Below are 22,688 nucleotides of genomic sequence, written 5' to 3'. Positions count from 1 at the left end.
AGTCTAAAATGAGCTCTGGTCACGAATTCTGCGGGCAGGTAGCCTGCGGGAGCCATGAACGCTCGCGCCGCAGATGCATCAGTCGCACCGCTTGGGATCGGTTTCTACACCGTGCCGGATGCCGCGCGTCTGCTCCAGCTGCCGGCTCGGAACATCAACCGCTGGCTTGGCGGTTATCACCATGGCCAAGGCGAGAAACGAAGCGAACTGCCGCCGCTGTGGACGCCCCAGCTCCCTCGTTCAGAAAAGCATATCGAACTCGGCTTCAGAGATCTAATCGAACTGCGCTTTGTAGATGCTTTTCTGCAGGCTGGGCTGGCTCTCCAGACCGTCCGTCGCTGTATCGAGTACGCTCGGGAGTGCGTCGCAGATACCCATCCTTTCTCGACAAGCAAGTTCCGCACGGATGGGCGCACGATATTCCTGGAAAGCGCGGTCCACGCTGAGGAGGAGACGCTGCTGGACCTCAAAGGCCGGCAGTACGTCATCAAGCGAGCAATTGAGCGTACGTTTAAAGATCTAGATATCGAGGACGACGCCGTGCGCCGGTGGCGCCCCTTCAAAAACAAGGCCAGCATTGTCATCGATCCTGAGCGCGCTTTTGGCCAGCCGATCGCTGCTAGGCATGGTGTGCCAACCATTGTGCTGGCTGATGCTGTGCAAGCAGAGGGTTCAATGGAAAGGGTCGCTGCTTTGTATGAAGTTCCGCTGGGCGTTGTGCGCGATGCGCTGGCCTATGAGCAACTCCTGCAAGCAGCGTGAAGGTCTTCTTCGACCACAACCTTTCGCCTGTCATCGCGCGCGCGCTGAATGAGTTGTTCAAGGGACAGCATGAGGTCGTGGCTCTGCGGGATAAGTTCCCTAGAACGATCAGTGACATAGACTGGATCACTGCTCTCGACAGAGAAGGGAGATGGATTATCATCTCCGGCGATCGCCGGATTACTCGGAATAAGGCAGAGCAAGCGGCTTTTCGGGCTTCCAAGCACATTGGCATGTTTATGTCGCCCGGCCTTTTCAAGTCACCCGTAGTGAAGCAAGCTGAACGCTTGCTGGCGCTTTGGCCGAGTATCAAGACCGCTGCTGGCATCGTGCAGGGCGGAGCTATGTTTGAGCTCTCGATGAGTAGCTTAAAGCTCAAGCAAATAAAATAGCCTCACTTGGCCCGCCCGGCTCTGCCGCGGCGGGCTTCTATTTTTTTGTGATGACAGGGAAGAAGGACTTCAGTCTCCGCAATCTATCTCGATAGTCAACTACGTAGGCCCCCCAAGGGTGTGCCATGGTTGTACCCCGTTGCCTCCATTCTTTGAAGTCCCAGCCAGCTTCAATGAACTCAGAAGTTGCGAAGACAAATTCAAGAGTATCGGTTAAGAAGGGAAGGCACGGTGCCGCAGCTCCCGAATAATCAATTTTTCCTGGTGTTCCATGAACATAGTGGTTCCGGCAGTTAACTGCTTCATCGGTTACCAGGTGGAGGTCTGGTAGATGTGCGCCAGCGGCATGCTGCACAATCTCTACTCTGTGCCTAACCTTCTGCTTAAGATTTTTGTGTCCGAGACGGCCAAGCGCGCCCAAGACACTATCGCGCTCTATAGAAGGTGGAAGCTTCTTGAAGAGTTTCTTTGCTGCATCTCGGGCTTCAACCAACTCCGGATCGATTGGCTCATCAGAAGGAAGCGCGTCCGCAGGTAGGATATCAAACATGTTTGCTGCGTTCACTAGACGCTGATTGTTGTAGCGGTTGCCCTGAGAAAATCCGGACGAGAATTGCGAGCGAGCATCTGAACGGGAGGCATCAAAGGTAAGCCAATTTGACAGTACACTGCCGAAATTCACCGGATCTAGCCCTCCATTTATTGGCAGATCCTGCGGTGAAGGGGATGCACCATGCGCGTCGCCTTTGACTACGCCTTGGCATGGATACAGAGAAATCTCAGTTGGATATGGATCGCCTTCAAGTAAGACGTACATATCCAAGATCTTTTGGCGCCGGCCAGCGACGACCTCAAAAAAGCGAAGAAGCGTGAAGAGCTTCAACATTGAGGCATCAATCGGCACAGGGCCGGGAAAGTCTACTTGCGTGTAGATCTCGCTTGTGAGGGAAAACCCTACAGGGCCTGGCAAAGAAAACGAAATACGATGCGAGGCGGTGATAGTGCCCATCGTAGTTTCAGCCGAAACAATGTTCGAGTTGCCGCTGTAAAAGAAGATCTTAGGATGCGGGCCAGCAGCGATTTTCTGAGACGTACTATCTGCATACTGAGCCAGGAGCCCATCTATGTGGCGCTTTGGATCGATCGCGGTACCGAAGGCATTTATATCATGGTAGATTGCCTCAGCATCATTCAATAAAAACCCCAGACTGCTGACGCTGGTGCTTGAGGTTATATGCTCTGTACCAAACGCCACTATGTGGGGGTAGGCACTAACAGTGTAGATCCTCTCGCCACCTATGTGACGTGTCTGGCGGCTCCGTACAATAGTGTTAAGGAACGAGATCCTTGTTCCATCTCGGGAAACCGCAAAGAAATTCCTTTGCGTCTCTATTTCCGAAAGAATTTCCGAACTGTCGTGCATCTCGACATAGCTATCGAGGCCGTCCAATTTAAACTCGCCGCTGATCTTGCGCCCGCTCTCTAGTGTGATCAGGCAGAAGTTCTTTTCTACTTTGAATTTTTTGAGGTCCACTGGCTGCACTCTCGATTGGATCAGGAGCTAACAGGGCCTAACGGCTGTGGCCGCTAAGCAGTCTGGCTGCCCATGTTGTCTGCTTTCTCCAGCCTCATCCTGCCCTAATTCTCCAGGATGAACTCGGTGCCTGCAGCTTCCATAGCGACCCGTTCCTTCTCTGCCGTCCTCTATGTTCATCAGCAGATCTACTTCCGCGTCAGCTGCAAATAGGGCTTAAGATCATTGGTAAGTCCCTGAATGGCAGCCTCAACTCGCGAGGCAATCTTATCAGGGTACTTTTGAGACGGCATGGCGCTAAGCGTTCTCCTAAGTTCCTGACGAAACTCACGATCGTACCCGCTACTATCCTGCCAGTAGAGCATTTCGGCGGCTACCCAGACCTCGTTAGCCACCACGGAAATTTCGCGGACGTGTGCTGCGGCAGCCTCACCAAAGTGTATTTCCGCCAGTAGCGAGCACTTCCGGGCGTCGTCAAAGGCGCTCTGGCTTCTTTTGAACCGCCGTGAGTATGCCCTTCTAAATCCGGCATTATGGTCGAGTGGATTACCTTCCTCATCCTCTGTCTCGACCTCCACAAGTGCAACTCGGACCTGCTTCAAAGCCTCCCTTGCGGCATGAGATGCCACCAGGATCTCCTCCGCCACCTGCTGTGCTCGCAGAGCAAGCTGCTGCCGCCTCCAGGTACGGAAACCATAGAAGGCCGCAAATGCAGCGCCTAAAGTCGCGACACCTTGAAGAAGACTACCGACGCCCTGGCTAATTGCTCCGAAGTCAGCAGGGGTCACTGCTGGGCCTCTAGATAACCCTTCTCCGTCAGCCATGCCCGTAGGATGCGATCCGTCATGGATGACACTGAGCGGCCGTCATCCTTTGCGGCCTTCTCCAGCGCCGTCTTGATTTCTGGAGCCAGCCTCATGCTGGTCGGAACAGGTGCGGGAGCCATGCACTACCTTTGCGCTACATCCCGCTTGACGTAGCGGATTTGTAGCGCAATTGTATGCGTGTCGCCTTGTTGGAGCAAGGAGATACGGCCGAACGCAGTGTTGGAGCACTGCGCCCGGCCTGACCACAACCCGTTCGCTTGGAGAACCGGCCATGGCTACTCGCGCCCATAGCACACCTGCGTCCGCGTCCAGAAGAAGACCACCGGTCGTGAAGACCGGGGCTGGCCCCCTACCCATGGCGGGGAAGGTGAGAAGACCGGTCACCTCCTCCAGCTTGCCGGGGCCCGCCGCGTTGCTGACCGCCATATGCCAGATGTGGGCCGAGCATGGTCGCCTGGATGAGGCCGCGGCCAACCTGAGAAGACTTGGCAAGGTCAAAGACGGCGAGGCCCACGCCATCGCCGCCGAGACGATGACGAAGCGCATTCTCGCCTTGGAAGCACTCGCCCTGGCGGCTGCGCATGTCACCCTTGGTGACGCCCTGGCTCAACTGATCCTTCTGCATGATGACATTCATGGCCGGTGCGCCTGGCATGATGATTTGGATGTGCGTGCCGTGCCGCGCATGCTGAGCGACGTGGTGCCCGCCCTGGCTGTGATCGGCCGACACGCTGGCTTCGACTTCGCCGTCCTGGACGGAAATTACCTGACGTCCGACGAAGCCATGCTCGCTGGCGGCGAGGTGCCGGCATGATCCGCCCGACCCGCCTCCAGTGCGCCATGGCCTACCTTCGCAACGGCGACCTTCCACCGGTCGCTCTTCTAGGCCTGCGCGAATGGTGGATTGAGGCCCGGCTCCGGGTGGCGCGCTGGCTCCTGGAGGGGGTGCGGGCTGAGTTGAGATAGAAAGGAGAACAAACCTCTTGCAATTTTCCAGAGGTCGGAATACCTCTTGGAAATCGCAAGAGGTTGGAACCATGTCCATCAAGCTTACCACTGCCGCCGCCTGCCGTGTGGCTCGTATTGATCGCGATCGCTTCAACGAGCACGTGGCAGCGGGGCGCTTCGGCTGTGCGCCTAGCACTGTTCCCGGGCGCGCACGCCTGTTCGATCCGGACGACATGATCGCCCTGTGGCTCTTTCGCGAACTGATGGAGGACGGCTTTGACGCGTCCGTGGCTGGCATGATGGCCTGCGAGGTTGCGAACGCCGCGCGGATCGCTCCGAACGCAACGGCCATCACTTACGTCCAGAGCTACTTCGACAAGGCCGGCGGCCACGCCTACCCTGCAGATGAAGTGCCGGCGAGTTCTGATTGGGATACCAAGCTCTTTAGCGGCACTGACATTCGGAAGGCGACCACCTTCCGGATTGGCAAGATGCGGAAGCTGATCGAGTTCTACACCGAGGAAGAACGCTCCATCGTCGGTGAGAACGACTGACACCGGCTAGCGCACCGCCCGTCGGCCTTGCCCGGCTACTCTCTTAGAGGCAGCCGGGCACGCAAGAGGACAATCGAGATGACGACTGAAACGCGTGCCGAGGCGCGCCCGCCCGAACTTTGCCTGCCGCCCACCCTGCGCAAGCCGCGCCTTCGCCGCTGGGAGGCTGCCGAATATCTGAAGCTCATTCACGGCATCGAGGTGGCGCCGGCCACGCTGTCGAAGTGGGCGACCAATGGCGGTGGCCCTGTGTTCCAGAAGATCAATCGCACGCCGGTCTACCCGAAGGACGGCGAGAACGGTCTGGATGATTGGGCCGTGCGCAAGTTGGGTGCTCCGCGCAGCAGCACAAGCGAGATGGCGTAATGGACGTCGCCCGCTACGCCGCGCAGTCAGACCCTGATTGCAATCGCCATTTCCGCCGCCGCTGGACCGAGGAAGAGATCCCGTCCTGGCACCTGCCGGAGCAGACACCAACGACGCTGGAGGACATATCGATGCAGACCCTCATCGCCTGGCGCCGAGAAGCGCCTGGGCGGGACACCTGATGGACGGATAGCAGGGGAGGGAAGGCAGCAGCAAAAGGCTGCATAGGCGCACTGAACACTCGCCGTGTAGCCAAACTTGCCGCAGCTGCCGAGTCCTTTGCTGCCATCGTGAGATGGGAGATTGGCATGGGTAGGATCACCTTCGCGGTCTCATCACCGCCACGCCTCGATTTTGCTGCCATCAACGCCGCAGCTCGTTCTTCGCTGCCCGCTCTGCTGGCGCGCTGGCTGCCGGATGGACACCGTCGTGGTCATGAATGGGTGGCGCGCAATCCGCGGCGCGCTGACCGCAACGCTGGAAGCTTCTCCGTGAACATGCGCACGGGCGCATGGGGCGATTTTGCAACAGGCGAGAGGGGCGGCGACCCGATTTCGCTGGCTGCCTTCCTGGCCAGCACCAACCAAGCCGATGCTGCGCGGGGTCTCGCGCGCATGCTGGGGATTGAATGACAGTGGCAGATGGAATGTTCGATCCCCTAACGCCGCAGGAAGTAGCGGCCGTGGGTGAGACGCCAAAGAGAGAAAAGACGCCGGTCATCCCGGTACCAGCCGATGCGCCGCCCATGGCGTTCCAGCATCCGCGCTATGGTAGCCCGAGCAAGGTTTGGCCTTACCGCTCGGCCGATGGATCGCTGGTTGGCTATACAGCTCGCTTCGACTTCACGGCTGAGGATGGCGCACCAGACAAGGATGTGCTGCCTATCACGTTCTGTGATCTCGGCAATGGTAAGCGCGGCTGGCGGTCGAAGGGCATCCCCGATCCTCGCCCGCTCTATCGCTTGCCCGAGATCCTGCGCGATCTCGCAGCCTATGTGATCGTGGCGGAAGGCGAGAAGTCGGCCGATGCCGCCGCCCTGCTGTTTCCGGACATGGTGGCCACCACGCCGATGCACGGCGCTAAGTCGCCGCACAAGACTGACTGGAGCGTGCTGGCTGGCCGGACGGTGGTGATCGCTACCGACCATGACCAGGCCGGCCGGGACTTTGGGGACAAGGTGCATGACCTGCTGGTCGAGGCTGGTATGGGGGAGCCGGAAGGCGCACCCCGTATCCTACACCTGCACCCCGAGCGACTGGCCGCTTGGATCTGGCAGGGTGGCAAGAAAGTGCTGCGTGAAGGCGAGATCCCGCAGGGCTGGGACATTGCCGACGCACTGGCAGAAGGCTGGACCGCCGAGACTGTGGCCGAACTGCGCAATGATCCGGCGTTCCTGCCGCCCTACCTGAATGCTGCGGCTCGCGCCGAGATCGAAGAGGCGGTGAAGGGTAAGCCGGTCGCGGTGCAGGCTGAGAAGCGGCGAGAGTGGCCCTTCCGCCTGGTGGCCAGTGGTGTCGAGAAGAAGGTGGAGCGCACCGACAAGGAGACCGGTGAGACCACGGTAGAGTGGAAATGGTTCTGCTCGCATTTGGAGGTATCGGCAGAAACGCGCGATGCCGAGGGCGGCGACTGGGGCCGGCTGCTGGTAGTGGTGGATCGCGACAGGACCGCCAAAGAATGGGCTATGCCCATGGCGATGCTGGCAGGCGATGGCACAGCATACCGTGAGCGGCTGCTGTCCATGGGGCTGGAGATCGCCCCTGGCCGCTTCGCCCGTGAGGCTCTGCACGAGTACATCAGCACGGCCCGCCCGAAGCATAAGGCACGCTGCGTCAACCGCGTGGGCTGGCACGGTGGAGCCTTCGTGTTGCCCGATGGTGCGATCGGCGCTGGTGGCGGCGAGACCGTTATTCTGCAGACGACGGGCGCACTGGATCACGCCTTCCGTCTCGGCGGCACGCTGGAAGGCTGGCAGCAGGATGTCGCACGCTATGCGGCCGGTAACTCTCGCCTGGGGCTCGCTCTGTCGGCTGCCTTCGCGGCGCCCCTGCTACACTGGACCGGCGCAGAGAGCGGCGGCTTCCACCTGCGTGGCCCATCCAGCACCGGCAAGTCCACCGCGTTGGTGGTAGCCGGCTCTGCCTGGGGAGGCGGCGGGCTGAAGGGCTATGTGAAGCAGTGGCGGGCTACCGACAACGGATTGGAGGCGGTGGCTGCGAGCCACTCCGACACACTGCTGTGCCTGGATGAGCTGTCGCAGATTGCGCCGGCCGCCGCAGGTGCCGCAGCCTATATGATCGCCAACGGCGCGGGGAAAGTGCGGGCTGGACGCGGAGGCGAGGGAAGGGCCGCAGCGGAATGGCGCTCGCTTTTCCTGTCGAGTGGCGAGATCAGCATTGCTGACAAGCTGGCTGAGGATGGGAAGGGCCGTCGTGCAGCAGCAGGACAGCAGGTGCGTGTGGTAGATATCCCGGCTGAAGCTGGCGCCGGCCTAGGCCTGTTCGAGAACCTGCATGGCTTTGTCAGCGCCGAGGTTTTCGCGCGGCACCTAAAGGCAGCGGCAACGCAGCACTATGGCCATGCAGCCCGTATTTTCCTGGAAGCTCTGGCACGCGCGCCAGATGCGGCTGCACAGACGGTGGCGCAGTTCCGCGGCGAGTTCCTGGCAGAGCATTGCCCGAAGGGTGCTGACGGCCAGATTGAGCGTGTGGCGGGCCGGTTCGCTCTGGCAGCTGCGGCAGGTGAGATGGCTACAGCCTTTGGTGTGCTGCCCTGGCAGCCTGGGGAGGCAATCCGTGCAGCTGCAAAATGCTTCGCGGCGTGGCTGGAAGTGCGCGGTGGCCTTGAGAGTACCGAGGAACGCGACGCCATCTCTGCGGTTCGCAGATTTATCGAGCTGCACGGCGCCTCTCGCTTCGAACGCATGTGGGAGGATGAAGGCAAGCTGGTCAGCGCGCAGGATGAGCGGATCATCAACCGTGCTGGCTATCGCCGGAAGAGCGCAGACGGTGGGGTAGAATATCTGGTGCTACCGGAAACCTGGAAGGCGGAGGTTTGCGCCGGCATGGATGCCACGGTGGTGGCGCGCACCTTGAAGGCGAAGGGCCTGCTGGTGCCGGGCAGTGATGGTAAGCTTCAGGACCGGGCGCGGCTGCCAGGTTCCATCCATCCGGTGCGCCATTATCACCTGACAGCCGGGATCTTGGGCGATGCCTGATCTCGGCCGGTTCTCCAGCTTGGCAGCTTCGATCGGACGGGGTGTGCCCCCCGCTGTGCCACCTGTGCCACCTATCAAAATCCAGGGTGGCACAGGCTTGATCGCGCCGAAACCCGCAGAAAACGGCCATTCCTTTGAGGCCGTGCCACCTGTGCCACCTGTGTCACCCGAAAACGGCGTGTCTGTGCAAGAAGAGGAGGCGGCGGAACGCGAAGCCATCCAGATCGAGCCTCCCGCCAGCCTTCCGACAAGCAAGCATCGGCGCCTGATCAGCGGCTATTTGGCAGCTGGGCTCCAGCGCCCACCATCCTGGGCAAATCCTGCGGCGGTGCCAACGCGAGGCGCATGGTGTGCATGCTGTAGCCGGCATGAGCAAGCTGGTGGCCGATGGTGGCGTGAGGCGGTGGACCCTTCAGGCTGGTGCTGCTGGACATGCCATCCGCCTGGCCATCTGGCACCTGACGCTGTGGTTGAGAGGCGAACCTAGAGACGGGCGGCGCAGACACGCGTTTCCGCGCTTTTCCACGCCAAATTCAATAGCTTAGATCATTTCATTCTCCTTGTCGTGATAGGGTGGCGAGCGGTAGCGCTGCCAGACATGGCGCGCATCAATCCCCTGCTGGGCAGCATCAAGGCCCTGTTCTCTGCCCCGGAAAGCCGGGCCGCTTCCGGCACGCTGAAGGATGCCTGGACCGCGCTGCTGTTGGGCAGCACGGGCGGCACAGCAGCCGGCGTCTCTGTCTCTCCTGAAACCGCGATGCGCTGTACGGCTGTGTTCGGCGCCATCAAGGTGCTGGCCGAGACCGTCTCTCAGCTGCCGATCCACCTTTACCGACGTACCCCTGACGGTGGCCGCGAGCGCGCCGATGATCACCCGGTTGAAGTGCTGCTGTCGGATGCTGCCAATCCATGGACGCCGGCCAGCGAGTTCCGGCTGATCATGGAGACGCAGCTAGCGCTGCACGGGAACGCCTACGCCTGGGTCGGTCGTGGCCCCGCTAGCGTTGAGGAACTGATCCCGCTTGAAAGCCGGCGCGTCTCTGTCAGCGCCGATGCCGTGACCATGGAGCCCAGCTATACGGTCACTGACGCCGGCGGCCAGCGGCGCAGCTATGGGCGCAGCGAGATCCTGCACATCCGCGGCGTTGGCGCTGGGCTCTATCAGGGCGACAGCCCGGTGCTGCTGGCGCGTGAAGCTATCGGTCTGTCACTGGTGCTGGAGCAGCACGGCGCGGGCCTGTTTGGCCGTGGCGCCCGTCCGGCTGGCGTGCTGAAGGCACCGAATTTCCTGACGCCGGAGCAGCGCGCCACGTTGCGGGCCAGCTGGGAGAGCTTGCATCAGGGCGGGGCGAACGCTGGCAAGACTGCCATCCTCGAAAGCGGCCTGACCTTCGAGGCGCTGCAGCTTTCGTCTGTGGATGCGCAGTTCCTGGAGCTGCGGAAGTTCCAGCTCCAGGAGATCGCCCGCGTGTGGCGCGTGCCGCTGCACCTGCTGGCCGATCTCGACCGGGTGACGCACAGCAATGCCGAAGAGCTAGGCCGCCAGTTCCTGACCTTCACACTGCTGCCGATCCTGCGTGCATGGCAGGACGCGCTGCGTCTGACACTGCTGACGCCGGAGGAGCGCCGCAACGGCCTCTATGTCGAGTTCCTGGTGGACGATTTGGCGCGTGCCGATCTGGCGGCGCGCTTCACGGCCTACAGCCAGGCGGTGGCAGCCGGTGTGTTCAACCCCAACGAGATCCGCGCCATGGAGAACCGCAGCCCCTATGCCGGCGGCGAGGTGTTCACTCGCCCCGTCAACTCGGCGCCCGTCGATCGGAAGACGGGGGGCGACATCGATGCTTGAGAAATCTGCTGGCGTAGAGACCCGCTTCGCACCGGAAGAAACCGGCACCATCAGCGGCTACGCCGCCGTGTGGGGCAAGCGCGATCTGTACGGCGATGTTGTGCAGCGTGGCGCCTTCGCCAAGTCGCTGACTGCGCATCAAACATCCGGTACCCGCCCGCTGATGCTGTGGGCGCATGATCCTGCCCGCCCTGTCGGTGTCTGGAGCGAGATCCGCGAGGACGCCACGGGCCTGCACGTCACCGGCACGCTGGTGATGGACAGCACCGCCGGCCGCGACGCGCACGCCATGCTGAAGGCGCAGGCCATTGATGGTTTGTCCATCGGCTTCAAAACCGTTCGCGCTGCCCCTGCTCCGGGCGGCCGGATCGTCCATGAGATGGAGCTGATTGAGATCAGCTTGGTTTCTCGCCCGGCGCAGGCTGCCGCGCGTGTGGCCAGCGTCCGCTCTGCTCCCTTCCACCCCGAGGCGGCCGGGCTTGCCGCTTTCATCCGCCAGTGCGCTGGCAAGCTAAGGAACAAGTGATGCACAATTTTGCATCGCCGGGCGTCAATCTGCGCACCGGCTGGGAGACCCGCAATGCACCCGACGGTGAAGAGTACGGCTCCGCCAATGATCTGGCCGAGATCCGTTCTGCTGTTGAGGGCCTAACCGCCAGCGCCGACGAGCGCCTGGGCACCCTCGACACCGCCCTGACTGAACTGCGCTCCCGTCTAGACCGCACCGAGACGGTGCTGCGCCGTCCGGGTGCTGGGCAGGATCAGAAGCAGGGCACGGAAGTGGAAACCCGCGCCTTCGCCACCTTCCTGCGTCGAGGTCGGGAAGCTCTGGCGGCGCCGGAAATCCGCGTCCTGCGCGTGTCCGATGATACGGCCGGCGGCTACCTGGCGCCTGACCAGTTCATTGCCGAGATCCAGCGCAATGTCGTGGCCTTCTCGCCTGTCCGCTCTGTGGCGCGCGTGACCCCGGTTTCCGTGGGCGCTGTGACGCTGCCGAAGCGTACCGGCGGCATGACGGCGCAGTGGGTAGGTGAGATCCAGCCGCGGCCTGAGACCACGGTGACCTTCGGGCAGAGCCGCTATGAAGTGCGCGAGATCGCGTGCTGGGTCGACGTGTCCAATGTCCTGCTCGAAGACAGCGCCTTCGATATCTCGGCGGAACTGTCCTTTGAGTTCGCGGAAGAGTTCGGTCGGGCCGAGGGTGCCGCGTTTGTCAATGGCGACGGCGCGCTGCGGCCGATGGGTTTCATGGCTGATCAGTCCATCCCGGTCAGCGTGAGTGGCAGCGCCTCTACCTTCACCGCCGACAACCTGCTGGACCTTTATCACTCCGTTCCGACCGCCTACCGGGCAAATGCGGTGTGGGCGATGAACAGCAACACGCTGGCCACTGCCCGCAAGATGAAGGACACCACGGGCACGTACATGCTGCAGACCGCCGGCCTTGCTGGTGCGCCTGCTACCACGCTGCTGGGCCGCCCTGTGGTGGAGATGCCGGATATGCCGGACCCCGCGGCTGGTGCGACGCCGATCGTCTTCGGTGACTTCGGCCAGGGCTATCGGATCTTCGACCGCATCGCGCTGTCCATCCTGCGCGACCCTTATAGCCAGGCGACCAACGGCATGACCCGCTTCCACGGCCGCCGTCGTGTGGCTGGTGGCGTGGCCAAGGCCGAAGCCCTGCGCAAGCTGAAGATCGCGGCGAGCTGAGAGGAGAACGATCATGCGTGACCTGTCCTACAACATAAGCCCGGCTCTGGCCCTGCCGCCGGCTGCCCGTAACACCAACGCCAATGGCACGGCTGTGGATCTGCTTGGCTTCGGCACGGCTGCAGCGCTGGTGACGTTCGGTGCCTGGACTGATGGCACCCACACGCCGAAGCTGCAGGAGAGTGACAACGGCACCAGCGGGTGGACCGATGTGGCCGCCATCGACATGGCGGGCAGCTTCTCGACCGTCTCCTCTGCAGCGGGGCAGAACGCGGTACAGCGCGTAAGCTACATCGGCAACAAGAGGTTCATCCGCCCTGTGCTGACCGTGGCCAGCGCCACCACTGGCGCGCTGTCCAGTGTGCAGGTGGTGCGCGGCAACCCGTCTGCTGTGCCGGTGGCCTGACCATGCCTTGGGCAGCGCCGCGCTATTGCTCGAAGCCGGGCCATCCTGCCTTCACCGGCCGGCGCTGCCCAGAGTGCGAGAAGGTTTGGGACAAAGCTGCGGGAAGTGCTGCTTCCCGTGGCTATGACCGCGACTGGCGCGCACTGAGAGAGCGTGTCTTGGCCGAAGAGCCGCTGTGCCGCATCTGCGCGGCGCAGGGGCGCACCGTCCCTGCCACTGAGGTGGACCACATCCAGCCGCTTCGGTTCCGCCCGGAGCTGCGCCTGGTGCGCTCGAATACCCGGCCGCTGTGCTCACCCTGCCATCGTGGTGTCACGGCCCGGTTCAATCGCTCCAGGGGGGTAGGGGGGCAACAATCCAAGACCTCAGGGTCGGAGACCGCGCCCCTAGCACCGCGCGCGACGCCACCGAAATTGGGGTTTCCCGGGAAATGAGGTTCTGAGATGAAGGGCAGGAAGCCGAAACTGGCTGTCATCACTGGCGATGTAGCCCCCTCTGGATGCCCCGGAGCCCCGTCCTGGCTGGCCGCGCACGCCCGTGCGGAGTGGAGCCGTGCCGCCCCTGAGCTTCACCAGCGCGGCCTGCTGTCCCGTGACGTTCAGGCCAGCCTAGAAAGCTACTGCGTGGCTGTCGGGACTATCCGTGAGTGCGAGGAGGCCATGCAGCAGGATGGCCGCTTCATCCAGACCGAGAAGGGGCCGACCATGCACCCGGCCTTCCGCATCCAGTCTGCGGCCATGCGTGAGGCTCGCCTTCTGGCTTCGGAGCTGGGGCTTACCCCGCACCGGAAGGGTGGTAAGCAGCCAGACGCCCCGGCTGTGTCTGATCCCTGGGAAGGAATGCTGGGTTGACCCCCGCCGGCTGCCTCGCTGGGTCTCGCTTCCTGGAAGGCGAGATCCCCGACCCTCTGGGCCATGGTGAGCGCGCTGTGCGCTTCGTGGAGAAGCTGCGTCACACTGAAGGACCGCTTGCCGGCCAGCCCTTCACCCTGCACCCCTGGCAGGCGCGCATCGTCCGCAAGGTGTTCGGAGACGTGCATCCCGAGACCGGCCTGCGGAAGGTCCGCACGGTGTTCATGCTGCTACCCCGCGGTTCTGGGAAGACGACCCTCACCAGCGCCCTGGCCCTGCTGGGAATGATGGGGCCGGAGCGGGACGCCGCTGGCCAGGTGATCAGCGCCGCTGCCGATCGGGAACAGGCCAGCATCGCCTACAACGGCGCCGCCCGCATGATCCGTGCCGATCCGCACCTGACTGCCGCCACGCGCATCGTGGACAGCCGCAAGCTGATAAGCCATCCGAAGTCCGAGAGCACCTATCGGGCCATCAGCCATGAGGCTTACAGCAAGCACGGCTTGAGCGTGTCCATGCTGCTGGCGGATGAGGTGCATGCCTGGCCGACCCGGGAACTGTGGGAGGTGCTGGTCTCCTCCATGGGCAAGCGGCTCTGCCCGCTGTCGGTCGTCACCACCACGGCCGGCCATGGCCGCGGCGACCTTGCCTGGGAGCTATACGAGTACGCCCTGAAGGTGGAGCGCGATGAGGTCGAGGACGAGACCTTCCTGCCGGTGCTCTATCAGGCACCGCACGACTGCGACTGGCAGGATGAGGCGGTGTGGCAGGCGGTCAATCCTGCCCTAGCCGCCGGCTTCCGCAGCCTGGACGAGATGCGCATGACGGCCAAGCGCGCGGCCGAGATCCCCAGCCAGCGGGAGATGTTTAAGCGGCTCTATCTGAACATCTGGAGCGATAGCGCCGCCGTCACGTGGGTGGATATGGCCGTCTATGACCAGGGCGACAGCCGGCCGGTGGAGCTATCCGACTTGGCAGGCAAGCCGGTTTATGTGGGCGTTGACCTGGCCAGCGTGTCGGATCTGGCAGCTGTTTATGCTGTGGCAGCGGATGGGGAAGGGGGCTGGCTGGTCTGGGGGCGGCAGTATTGCCCCGCTGAGCAGTACCGGCGGCGAGTGGCTGACAATCAGCCCTACGCCGAGTTTGAGGCTTCCGGCCGGCTGGTGGTCACCGAGGGCAACAGCATCGACCAGGACCAGATCCTGCGGGATCTAGTGGACCTTTGCGGCGAGCTATCTGTGCAGGAAATCGCGGTGGACCGCTGGGGCGCCCTGAACTTCCTGCAGCGCCTCCAAGAGCATCAACTGCCGGTGGCGCAGTTCGGCCAGGGCTTCGCCTCCATGTCAGCGCCGTGCAAGGAGATCGAGCGGGCTATCCTAGGGCGGCAGTTCTATGCCGGCCAAGATCCGGTGCTGCGGTGGAACCTGACCAACATCCGCGTGGAGCAGGACGCCGCCGGCAACATCAAATTCAGCAAGGCAAAGGCGATGGGGAAGATCGACGGTGCTGCCGCTGTGGCTATGGCCATTGGCCGGGCGCTGGCGAGCCAGACCGGGCCGATGATTTACCAAGTGCCTGGAGCGCGGCCAGAGGGTTTGTTGTTCGTCTAGCTAGTCTCGGAAGGTAAAGCCCTTCATCTCAACGTTAAGCACAAACCTCATATCTTCCGCAGCCATCGACTTAACGTAAGATGGTGTCCAATGGTAAGTGCGGATCAAGTAAAGCCTGACAGCTTCGATGCCATCAATGTTGTCGTAACCTTGCTCAGCCGACAGCTTATCCCCAAAACGCTCAAGCGAATATGTCAGGCCCGCCTCCGCTTGATGAAGGCGAAGACGGATTTCGTTCATTTCTTTATCAGCCACTGGGTGATGCTCCATGACATAAAAGCAGGTGCGCCAGCCGCATCCGCTTCCGTGGTGCTTCCGGCGCCGTTTAGATGCAGGCGCTGTAGCCGCTTAAGTCGTTGGAAAGACTGGCGGACCCGAAAGGATTCGAACCTTCGACCTCTGCCTTCGGAGGGCAGCGCTCTATCCAGCTGAGCTACGGGTCCACGCCAGGGCTCCCCCTTTAGCCCGTCGGGCGGCGGGGGGGAAGCCCCCACCGCAGGCCCTTCCGGCAAAACTATGCGGCGCGCAGCGCGGCCTCCACGGCGGTGGCGGTGGCCAGCAGGGCGGCATCGCCGTCATGCGCGCCGCTCAGCATCAGGCCTACCGGCGCCTCGCCCTCGGCCTGGCAGGGCAGGCTGATGCTGCACCGGTCCAGGAAGTTGAAGGCGGCGGTGTTGCGCAGCAGCAGCAGGTTGATGCGGGCGTATTCCGCCTCGTCCTCCACCTCGGCGATCGCTGGCGGCGTCAGCGCCACGGTGGGGCAGAGCACGGCGTCGTAGGGCGCGGTGCGCGGTTCGGCGGCGGCGATGATCCGCGCGCGCTCCCGCGTCACGGTCACGTAGTCCGCCGCCGTCATGCTGGCGCCGCGCTGGATGCGGGCGATCACGCGCGGGTCGTAGGCGCTGCCGGCCGTCTCCATCAGCGTGCGGTGCCAGGTATAGGCCTCGGGCGCCACCAGCCCGCCAGTGGCATTGGCGCGCGGGATCTCCGCCAGTTCCGGCATGGCGAAGCGCTCGATGAAGGCACCGGCGGCGGCCAGCCGGGCCAGCGTACGCTCGAAGGCCGCGGCCACGGCGGGCTCCAGCCCCTCGAACAGGAAGCTCGCCTCCGGCACGCCGAAGCGAAGGCCGGCGACGCTGCGCACCGCCGGTGGGGTGGCGGTTTCCGCCCCGGCCATCAGCGTGTGCAGCACAGCGCAGCAGGCTGCGGTGTTGGCCAGCGGCCCGATGCTGTCCAGGCTGGGGGAGAGCGGCAGCACGCCCTCCAGCGGCACGCGCCGCGCGGTCGGCTTGTAGCCCACCACGCCGCACAGCGCCGCCGGGATGCGGCAGGAGCCGCCGGTATCCGAGCCCAGCGCGCCGAGCCCCATGCCATCCGCCACCGCGACCCCGGCGCCGGAGGAGGAGCCACCCGGCAGCCGCCCCGTCGCCCGGTCCCACGGCGAGCGCGGGGTGCCGAAATGCGGGTTCACGCCCAGCCCAGTATAGGCGAACTCCACCATGTTGGTGCGCCCCAGCACGACGAAGCCTGCCTTCTCCAGCCGCGCCACCACGGGTGCGGTGGCGGTGGCGGGCGGTGCGTCCTTCAGCGCGACGGAACCGGCGCGCGTCGGCACCCCTTCCTGGTCGAACAGGTCCTTCACCGAGATGGGGATGCCGGCCCAGCGGCTGGGCGCCCGCCCGGCGGCGCGCAGCGCATCCATGCTGCGGGCGGCCGCCAGCGCCTGCTCCGCCTGCACCGCCACGAAGGCCCGCCCACCCTCGCCAGCCGGGTCGGCGATGCGCGCCAGCGCGGCCTCGGCCAGGGCGACGGCGGTGGTGCGGCCGCCGGCCAGCGCATCGGCGGCTTCGACGAGGGAGCGGGGCTGCGGGGCGGGGGCGGGCTGGGACATGGCGGGCAAAGACCTCTTGGCTGCGAAGCGTGGCCGATGCTGCGGGCAGCGGGCCCTTCCGGCAAGGGGGGCACCGCAACGCCATTTCGTCATACGACGACACGACATCGGATGAATTCCCGCCCATCGGCCATTCAACCGCTGTGGCTGGCCTTGTCCGCCAGCCGCAGCCTCGGCATGGTGCCGTCCGGCCCGGTGATGGCGCCGCTCCACCCGGGCGGCCGCATGGGGTCCACCAGCGGCGGCCCGCAAGCCACCCGCCCCACCGAAGAGACCGAGGGAACGCCCGCCCATGACCACCCCGCAACAGAAGCCCATCCTGCTCACCGGCGCCTCCGGCAATCTGGGCCGCGTCCTGGCGCGGGAACTGGCGGCCCAGGGCTACACCCTGCGCCTGACCGACCTGACCCCCTTCCCGGATGACCTGCCGCCCGGCGCCACCTTCACCAAGGCGGACCTGAACGACGGCGTCACCATCCTGCAACTGGCGGAAGGCTGCCACTCCATCCTGCATTTCGGCGGCGCCTCGGTGGACCTGCCGTTCGAGGTGGTGCTCGGCCCCAACCTGCGCGGCATGTACCATGTCTATGAGGCCGCCCGGCGGGAGGGTGCGCGGGTGCTGTTCGCCAGCTCCAACCACTCCATCGGCTTCCATGAACGGCCGACCGGCAACGAGGCCAAGCTGGACGCCGATTGCGCCTTCCGCCCGGACAGCTTCTACGGCCTCTCCAAGGCCTATGGCGAACTGATGGGTCGGCTGTACTGGGACAAGCACGGGGTGGAGAACCTCAACGTCCGCATCGGCAGCAGCTTCCCGGAGCCGATCGACGCCCGCATGCTCTCGACCTGGCTGTCCTTCCAGGACCTGGCCCGGCTCTGCGCCGCGTTCATCGAGGCGCCGAAGGTCGGCCACGCCGTCGTCTGGGGCGCCAGCAAGAACGCCACCACCTTCTGGGGCGCCGACCATCGGGACCGCATCGGCTGGGAGCCGCAGGACAGCTCCGACGCCTTCCAGGACAAGGTGGGCAACATCTTCTCCGGCAACCCGGTGGTGGAGCGCTACCAGGGCGGCGGCTACACCGGCAACAGCTACAGCCGCAGCCAGCCCAGCCCGCGCGACGCGTTCGACCTGGACGAATAAGCCGGATGCTGCACCTGCAGGCGGGCGGTTGGCAGGCCAGCCTGCTGCCCGCCCAGGGCGCCGCCTTCGCCACGCTGGAGCATGATGGCCGCGCCATCCTGCAACCGCTGGCGGGGCGCGACCCCAATACCACCCCGGCCGGCGCCTTCTGGATGCTGCCCTGGACCAACCGGCTGGATGGTGGCCTGTTTCCCTGGGCGGGGGAGCGCTACATGTTCCCCATCACCCACCCCTCCGAAGGCAATGCGCTGCACGGCCTGGCCCGCGCCATGCCATGGACGGTGCGGGACGCTGGCCCCGCCCATGCCGTGCTGCGCCAGAGCCTGCGCCAGCCGCCCTTCGACTACGTGGCCCAGCTGGATGTCTCCCTGGCGGCGGGCGGCCTGACCATGGCGCTGCACCTGGAGCATGTGGGGGAGGCACCTTGCCCGATGGGCTTCGGCTGGCACCCCTGGTTCGCCCGGCCACCCGGCACCGCCGTGCGCTTCTCCGCCAGCCACATCCTGTTGCGGGACGCACGCAAGCTGCCGGTAGCGGAGCGACCCAGCCTGGGCATCGATGGCCCTGACACCGAATGGCTGGGCATCGACGACCATTTCCCCGGCTGGAACGGCATCGCCGTGCTGCGCCGGCCGGACCTGACGCTGACACTGGAAGCCATTGGCGACTGGTCCCACAACATCCAGTTCTTCGCGCCGGAAGCCAACCCGGTGCTGTGCCTGGAACCGGTCAGCCACGTGCCCGACGCCATCAACCGCCCGGCCCTGGCGGCCTTCGGGCCGATGCGGGTGCTGGCACCTGGCGAGTCGCTGGAAGGGCGCATCGTCCTGCGCGTCGGGTGACGTCTGGACGGTGTGCTGCCGGTAGACCGAGAGGGCGCTGCCCCCTCGGGCTCCTCCGGCAGGGATGCGATCCTCCGCACCCGCGGCAAGTTTGCCGGCGCGAGCAGGATCATTTCAAAGACGCGCAACGTTCTGGACGACCCGCTTCGCTCGGAGGCGCCCGAAACCCGGGTTTCCAAAGGCCTCAGGCCTTTGGCGGGGAGAGTTTGAGAGGGGCGGCGCCCCTCTCAAGGACCCAGCCCCCAACGAACGCCCCGTTCCCACAAAGCCCGTCAGGGTCCATCCTGCCCACATGCCGAACGCGCTAGTCCTCGGGGCCGGGATCATGGGCCTCTCCACCGCCTGGGGGCTCTCCCGCGCCGGGTGGTCCGTCACCGTTGTCGAGCAGGACGAGATCCCCAACCCAAGGGGCTCCAGCGTCGATGACCACCGGCTGATCCGGCACGCCTATGGCGCCCAGGCCGGTTACATGCGGATGGTCGATGCCGCCTACGCCGCGTGGGACACTCTGTTCGCCGATATCGGTGAGCGTCCTTACGTGCAGACCGGCGTGCTCTCCGTCGCCGCCGGCCCGGCCGGCTGGCTGGGCGAAAGCCGCACTGCGCTGCGCCAGGGCGGCTACCCGTGCGAGGACCTGGACCCCGCCTCCCTGACCGTCCGCTACCCCATGCTGCACCCCACGGGCATCGGTGACGCGCTGGTCATGGCGCAAGGCGGCGTGTTGCTGGCCCGCCGCATCGTCGCGGCCCTGGCCCGGCACCTCGCCACGCGCGGCGTCACCTTCCTGCGCGCCCGCGCCGTGGAGGCCGACCCCGCCCGCGCCCGCCTGGTGCTGGAGGATGGCGGCACACTTGAGGCCGACCTGTTGGTGCTGGCCGCCGGCCCCTGGGCACCGCGTTTCCTGCCCGGGCTCGCCACGCGCGTCGTGCCCTCCCGCCAGATCATCGTCTACCTGGAGCCGCCGCCGGCCTGGCAGGCCGCCTGGCAAGCTGCCCCCATGTTGCTGGACCTTTCCGAAGAGGGCGGCTTCTACGCCGTGCCCCCGGTGGCCGGCACGCCGCTGAAAATCGGCGACCATCGCTTCAGCCGCAGCGGTGACGCCAACGACCCGCGCGAAGCCACCGCCGCCGAGGCCGAGGAGATCCTCGCCCTGGCCCGTCCCCGGCTGGCGGATGCCGGCGCCTACCGCGTCCTGAACGCCCGCGCCTGCTACTACGACGTCGAGGCCGCCGAGCGCTTTGTCGTCGAGCCCCTGGGCGACAAGTCCTTCGTCATGAGCGGGTTCTCCGGCCACGGCTTCAAATTCGGCGCAGTGCTCGGCCGGGCCGTGGCCGCCGCCGCCGGCAACCCCGCCCTGGCCGCCGCATTGCCGGCCTGGGCAGCGGGGGAAGCCGCGCCAGCGCCTGGGCTTTTGCCGGAGGTTTGAGAAGGCTGGGGAAAGAATTCCCCATCAAACCTATAGGTTTGATCCTTCTTTCTTCTGCGAGTCCATTGTCACGCCTCAGTTCACGAGCGGGCGCTCTTTTTGATGATATTTAAGGAGGCCACGCGGGCTGAACCGTCAGTCGTCGGAGGTCTGAAGCAGATCTCCATCAGGTAGAATCGCCTGATGGAGTAAGACGCTCTTCAAAACAACAAGCCAGAGCATTGAAGTGAGCTTGTGCGAACAGACAATGCTCCAGGCTGGATCGACATCCGACGGGGAGATAAGGTCAGGAGAAAGAATTCCTCTGCGTAAACGTATACGTTTACGCCATCTTTCTTCTGTCAGAGGGCGACGGGCTTCAGGACCGGTGGATGCGGTCATGAGCAAGGATCTCCGGCGTAACCCAGGTCTGACCCAGAATGGCCAACGCCCCCACATCCACACCCGAAAGACTCGCAGAAGAAAGAAGGGGTCCGGGGAATTCCTTCCCCGGCCTTCTCGTCCTCACCCCGCTGCGTCACGCCCGATGACATGGCTGGACGAAGTCGCCCAGCTCAGCGGCAATGTATCCCCGGCCGAGATGCCTTGGGCCGCCAGCCCTTCCAGCCGCGCGCGGAGTGGCGTACCGCCAGCATGGCCGGTGACCAGGGCGCTGTCGCCGAAATGGACGATGACGTCGACGGTCAGCCGGGCGGCATTGTCCAGCCCCGACCCTGGCTTCAGGCATTCCGGTCGCAGCAGCAGCTCGATGGCATCGCCGGCGCGGGCGGCGGGCAGGGCGGGCACGCGCACGGTGCCGATGCCGGCGATCTCGGCCTGGCCACCGGCCGGGTCGGTCAGCCGGGCGGCCAGGATGTTGCTGTCGCCGACGAAGCGGGCGACGAAGCTGCTGCTGGGGTAGCGGTAGATATCCAGCGGCGCGCCCACCTGCTGGATGCGCCCGCCATCGAAGACGACGATGCGGTCGGACATCGCCATGGCTTCCGACTGGTCGTGGGTGACGAAGATGGTGGTGACGCCGAGGCGCCGCTGCACCGCCTTGATCTCGATCTGCATCTGCTCGCGCAGGTTCTTGTCCAGCGCGCCCAAAGGTTCGTCCAGGAGCAGCAGGGCGGGGTCGAACACCAGGGCGCGCGCCAGGGCCACGCGCTGCTGCTGGCCGCCGGACATTTCCCGCGGGTAGCGCCCGCCGAAGCGCTCCAGCCCGACCAGGCCGAGCATCTCGGCCGCCTTGGCCATGGCCTGGGCCTTGGGCATCTTCCGCATCAGCAGCGGGAAGGCGACGTTCTCCGCCGCCGCGCGGTGCGGGAACAGCGCGTAGTTCTGGAACACGACGCCGATGCCGCGCTTGTGCGGCGGTACCCGGCCGATCGAACGGCCCTCGATGAGGATATCGCCTTCGCTGGCGCTCTCGAATCCCGCCACCAGCATCAGCGTGGTGGTCTTGCCGGAACCGCTGGGGCCGAGGAAGGTAATGAACTCCCCCTTGGCCGCTGTGAGGGAGACGTTATCAAGCGCGCGCGTGCGCCCGTCATAGCTTTTGCCGAGGCCACGGAGTTCAAGATAGGGGGCGGACATGCGCGTCAACTCCGGCTGCGGGAGAAGGAACGCCAGAGCATCGGCAGGATGACCAGCGCGGCGACGGTGAAGAACAGCAAGGTGGACACCACGGCAATCACCGGGTCGGCGGTGGTGCGGATGCTGTCGAACATCTTGCGCGGCAGCGTCATGGAATCGCGGCCGGAGACGAACAGCGCCACGACGGTCTCGTCGAAGCTCTGGATGAAGGCGAACAGCGCGGCGGCGGCGAAGCCCGGCCACAGCACCGGCAGCGTGACATGCCGGAACGTGGCGGCAGGGCTGGCGCCCAGGCTCATCGCCGCGCGCTCCAGGCTGCGGTCGAAGCCCTTCAGGCTGGCGGAGAGCACCAGGAAGGCCATGGGCACTGACAGCGCCGTATGCGCCAGGATGACGCCGGGAAAGGTCTGCAGCAGCCGCAGGTCGCTGAGATAGGCGTAGTAGCCGATGGCGATGACGATATGCGGTACCGCCAGCGGCAGCATCAGCAGCAGGTTGACGGCGGACTTGCCGGCGAAGCGGTGGCGCACCAGCGCGAAGGTCGCCGGCGTCACCATCGCCATGGTCAGCACCGCGACGGCCAGGGCGATGAGGATGCTGTTGATGGTGGGCTGCGTCCAGCGCGCATCGCCGAAGAAGGCGCCGTAATAGGCCGTCGTCCAGCCCGGCGGCGGGAACTCCAGCGATGCCGCGCTGCTGAAGGACATCGGCACGACGATCAACAGCGGCGCCGCGATGAAGGCCAGCACGACGGCGCCGAGGGAGAGCAGGAGACCACGCATGC

General features: G+C 64.7%; 24 protein-coding genes and 1 tRNA gene. 18 read left to right on the top strand and 7 right to left on the bottom strand.

Features of this window, described 5'->3' with window-relative positions; all coding sequences use genetic code 11:
• Positions 1-54 precede the first annotated feature (54 nt).
• On the top strand, positions 55-762 hold the full coding sequence (locus IBL26_RS11865) for a DUF433 domain-containing protein (protein WP_187784693.1): 708 nt from the start codon (positions 55-57) through the stop codon (positions 760-762).
• Positions 759-1,154 (top strand): PIN-like domain-containing protein, encoded by a 396-nt coding sequence (locus IBL26_RS11860; protein ID WP_187784692.1) that lies wholly within the window; start codon positions 759-761, stop codon positions 1,152-1,154. Before IBL26_RS11865 ends, IBL26_RS11860 begins: the two co-directional genes overlap by 4 nt.
• A gap of 37 nt (positions 1,155-1,191) precedes the next feature.
• On the opposite strand, the gene IBL26_RS11855 is transcribed toward IBL26_RS11860, so the two are convergent.
• Positions 1,192-2,697 carry an ApeA N-terminal domain 1-containing protein gene (locus tag IBL26_RS11855; protein ID WP_187784691.1) on the bottom strand — a complete coding sequence of 502 codons (1,506 nt, stop codon included), beginning with the start codon at positions 2,695-2,697 and terminating at the stop codon, positions 1,192-1,194.
• Positions 2,698-2,876: 179 nt separating this feature from the next.
• On the bottom strand, positions 2,877-3,335 hold the full coding sequence (locus tag IBL26_RS11850) for a hypothetical protein (RefSeq protein WP_187784690.1): 459 nt from the start codon (positions 3,333-3,335) through the stop codon (positions 2,877-2,879).
• A gap of 592 nt (positions 3,336-3,927) precedes the next feature.
• Between IBL26_RS11850 and IBL26_RS11845 the strand changes: the two genes are divergently transcribed.
• From IBL26_RS11845 to IBL26_RS11785, 13 genes are all read left to right on the top strand, one after another.
• Complete coding sequence (locus IBL26_RS11845; protein ID WP_187784689.1) at positions 3,928-4,329, top strand: hypothetical protein; 402 nt, start codon at positions 3,928-3,930, stop codon at positions 4,327-4,329.
• Between the two features lie 223 nt (positions 4,330-4,552).
• The gene (locus IBL26_RS11840) at positions 4,553-5,017 is read left to right on the top strand and encodes a hypothetical protein (RefSeq protein WP_187784688.1); all 465 of its coding nucleotides are present in this window, start codon (positions 4,553-4,555) and stop codon (positions 5,015-5,017) included.
• A 78-nt stretch (positions 5,018-5,095) separates the two neighbouring features.
• Positions 5,096-5,383, top strand: coding sequence for a hypothetical protein (locus IBL26_RS11835; protein ID WP_206684209.1), 288 nt, complete (start codon positions 5,096-5,098; stop codon positions 5,381-5,383).
• Positions 5,383-5,565 (top strand): hypothetical protein, encoded by a 183-nt coding sequence (locus tag IBL26_RS11830; RefSeq protein WP_187784687.1) that lies wholly within the window; start codon positions 5,383-5,385, stop codon positions 5,563-5,565. The genes IBL26_RS11835 and IBL26_RS11830 overlap by 1 nt, the downstream gene beginning before the upstream one ends.
• Positions 5,566-5,691: 126 nt before the next feature.
• Complete coding sequence (locus IBL26_RS11825; protein ID WP_187784686.1) at positions 5,692-6,015, top strand: hypothetical protein; 324 nt, start codon at positions 5,692-5,694, stop codon at positions 6,013-6,015.
• 14 nt (positions 6,016-6,029) lie between these two features.
• Complete coding sequence (locus IBL26_RS11820) at positions 6,030-8,600, top strand: DUF927 domain-containing protein (protein ID WP_187784685.1); 2,571 nt, start codon at positions 6,030-6,032, stop codon at positions 8,598-8,600.
• A 598-nt stretch (positions 8,601-9,198) separates the two neighbouring features.
• On the top strand, positions 9,199-10,449 hold the full coding sequence (locus IBL26_RS11815; protein WP_187784684.1) for a phage portal protein: 1,251 nt from the start codon (positions 9,199-9,201) through the stop codon (positions 10,447-10,449).
• A complete protein-coding gene (locus IBL26_RS11810; RefSeq protein ID WP_187784683.1) occupies positions 10,442-10,975 on the top strand; it encodes an HK97 family phage prohead protease in 534 nt (177 codons plus the stop codon). Before IBL26_RS11815 ends, IBL26_RS11810 begins: the two co-directional genes overlap by 8 nt.
• Positions 10,975-12,159: a phage major capsid protein gene (locus IBL26_RS11805; protein ID WP_187784682.1), complete on the top strand. Its 1,185-nt coding sequence runs from the start codon at positions 10,975-10,977 to the stop codon at positions 12,157-12,159. Before IBL26_RS11810 ends, IBL26_RS11805 begins: the two co-directional genes overlap by 1 nt.
• A 13-nt stretch (positions 12,160-12,172) precedes the next feature.
• Positions 12,173-12,565, top strand: coding sequence for a hypothetical protein (locus IBL26_RS11800; protein ID WP_187784681.1), 393 nt, complete (start codon positions 12,173-12,175; stop codon positions 12,563-12,565).
• 2 nt (positions 12,566-12,567) lie between these two features.
• Positions 12,568-12,999, top strand: a complete 432-nt coding sequence (locus IBL26_RS11795; protein ID WP_187784680.1) for an HNH endonuclease — start codon at positions 12,568-12,570, stop codon at positions 12,997-12,999.
• Between the two features lie 9 nt (positions 13,000-13,008).
• Positions 13,009-13,416, top strand: a complete 408-nt coding sequence (locus IBL26_RS26110) for a phage terminase small subunit P27 family (RefSeq protein WP_187784679.1) — start codon at positions 13,009-13,011, stop codon at positions 13,414-13,416.
• A gap of 77 nt (positions 13,417-13,493) precedes the next feature.
• Complete coding sequence (locus IBL26_RS11785) at positions 13,494-15,026, top strand: terminase large subunit (protein WP_206684208.1); 1,533 nt, start codon at positions 13,494-13,496, stop codon at positions 15,024-15,026.
• On the opposite strand, the gene IBL26_RS11780 is transcribed toward IBL26_RS11785, so the two are convergent.
• The 3 genes from IBL26_RS11780 to IBL26_RS11770 all read right to left on the bottom strand — a co-directional run bounded on the left by IBL26_RS11780 (position 15,027) and on the right by IBL26_RS11770 (position 16,917).
• Positions 15,027-15,281 (bottom strand): hypothetical protein, encoded by a 255-nt coding sequence (locus IBL26_RS11780; RefSeq protein WP_206684207.1) that lies wholly within the window; start codon positions 15,279-15,281, stop codon positions 15,027-15,029.
• 111 nt (positions 15,282-15,392) lie between these two features.
• Positions 15,393-15,469, bottom strand: a tRNA-Arg gene (locus IBL26_RS11775).
• A gap of 71 nt (positions 15,470-15,540) precedes the next feature.
• The gene (locus tag IBL26_RS11770) at positions 15,541-16,917 is read right to left on the bottom strand and encodes an amidase (protein ID WP_187784678.1); all 1,377 of its coding nucleotides are present in this window, start codon (positions 16,915-16,917) and stop codon (positions 15,541-15,543) included.
• A 292-nt stretch (positions 16,918-17,209) separates the two neighbouring features.
• Here IBL26_RS11770 and IBL26_RS11765 point away from each other — a divergent pair, with 292 nt between their 5' ends.
• From IBL26_RS11765 to IBL26_RS11755, 3 genes are all read left to right on the top strand, one after another.
• The gene (locus IBL26_RS11765) at positions 17,210-18,058 is read left to right on the top strand and encodes an NAD-dependent epimerase/dehydratase family protein (protein ID WP_187784677.1); all 849 of its coding nucleotides are present in this window, start codon (positions 17,210-17,212) and stop codon (positions 18,056-18,058) included.
• A gap of 5 nt (positions 18,059-18,063) precedes the next feature.
• Positions 18,064-18,900: an aldose epimerase family protein gene (locus IBL26_RS11760; RefSeq protein WP_187784676.1), complete on the top strand. Its 837-nt coding sequence runs from the start codon at positions 18,064-18,066 to the stop codon at positions 18,898-18,900.
• A 292-nt stretch (positions 18,901-19,192) separates the two neighbouring features.
• Entirely contained in the window at positions 19,193-20,326 is a 1,134-nt protein-coding gene (locus IBL26_RS11755; protein WP_187784675.1) for an FAD-dependent oxidoreductase, read from the top strand.
• A gap of 504 nt (positions 20,327-20,830) precedes the next feature.
• On the opposite strand, the gene IBL26_RS11750 is transcribed toward IBL26_RS11755, so the two are convergent.
• Both IBL26_RS11750 and IBL26_RS11745 read right to left on the bottom strand, forming a co-directional pair.
• Complete coding sequence (locus tag IBL26_RS11750) at positions 20,831-21,904, bottom strand: ABC transporter ATP-binding protein (protein WP_187784674.1); 1,074 nt, start codon at positions 21,902-21,904, stop codon at positions 20,831-20,833.
• A gap of 5 nt (positions 21,905-21,909) precedes the next feature.
• A complete protein-coding gene (locus IBL26_RS11745) occupies positions 21,910-22,686 on the bottom strand; it encodes an ABC transporter permease (RefSeq protein ID WP_187784673.1) in 777 nt (258 codons plus the stop codon).
• Positions 22,687-22,688 lie beyond the last annotated feature (2 nt).

It is taken from the genome of Teichococcus aerophilus (genome assembly GCF_014490485.1).
In the GTDB taxonomy this organism is placed as follows: Bacteria; Pseudomonadota; Alphaproteobacteria; order Acetobacterales; family Acetobacteraceae; genus Pseudoroseomonas; species Pseudoroseomonas aerophila.
The sequence above is the reverse complement of the archived record's forward strand: the minus strand, read 5'-3'. Positions and strand labels throughout refer to the sequence as shown.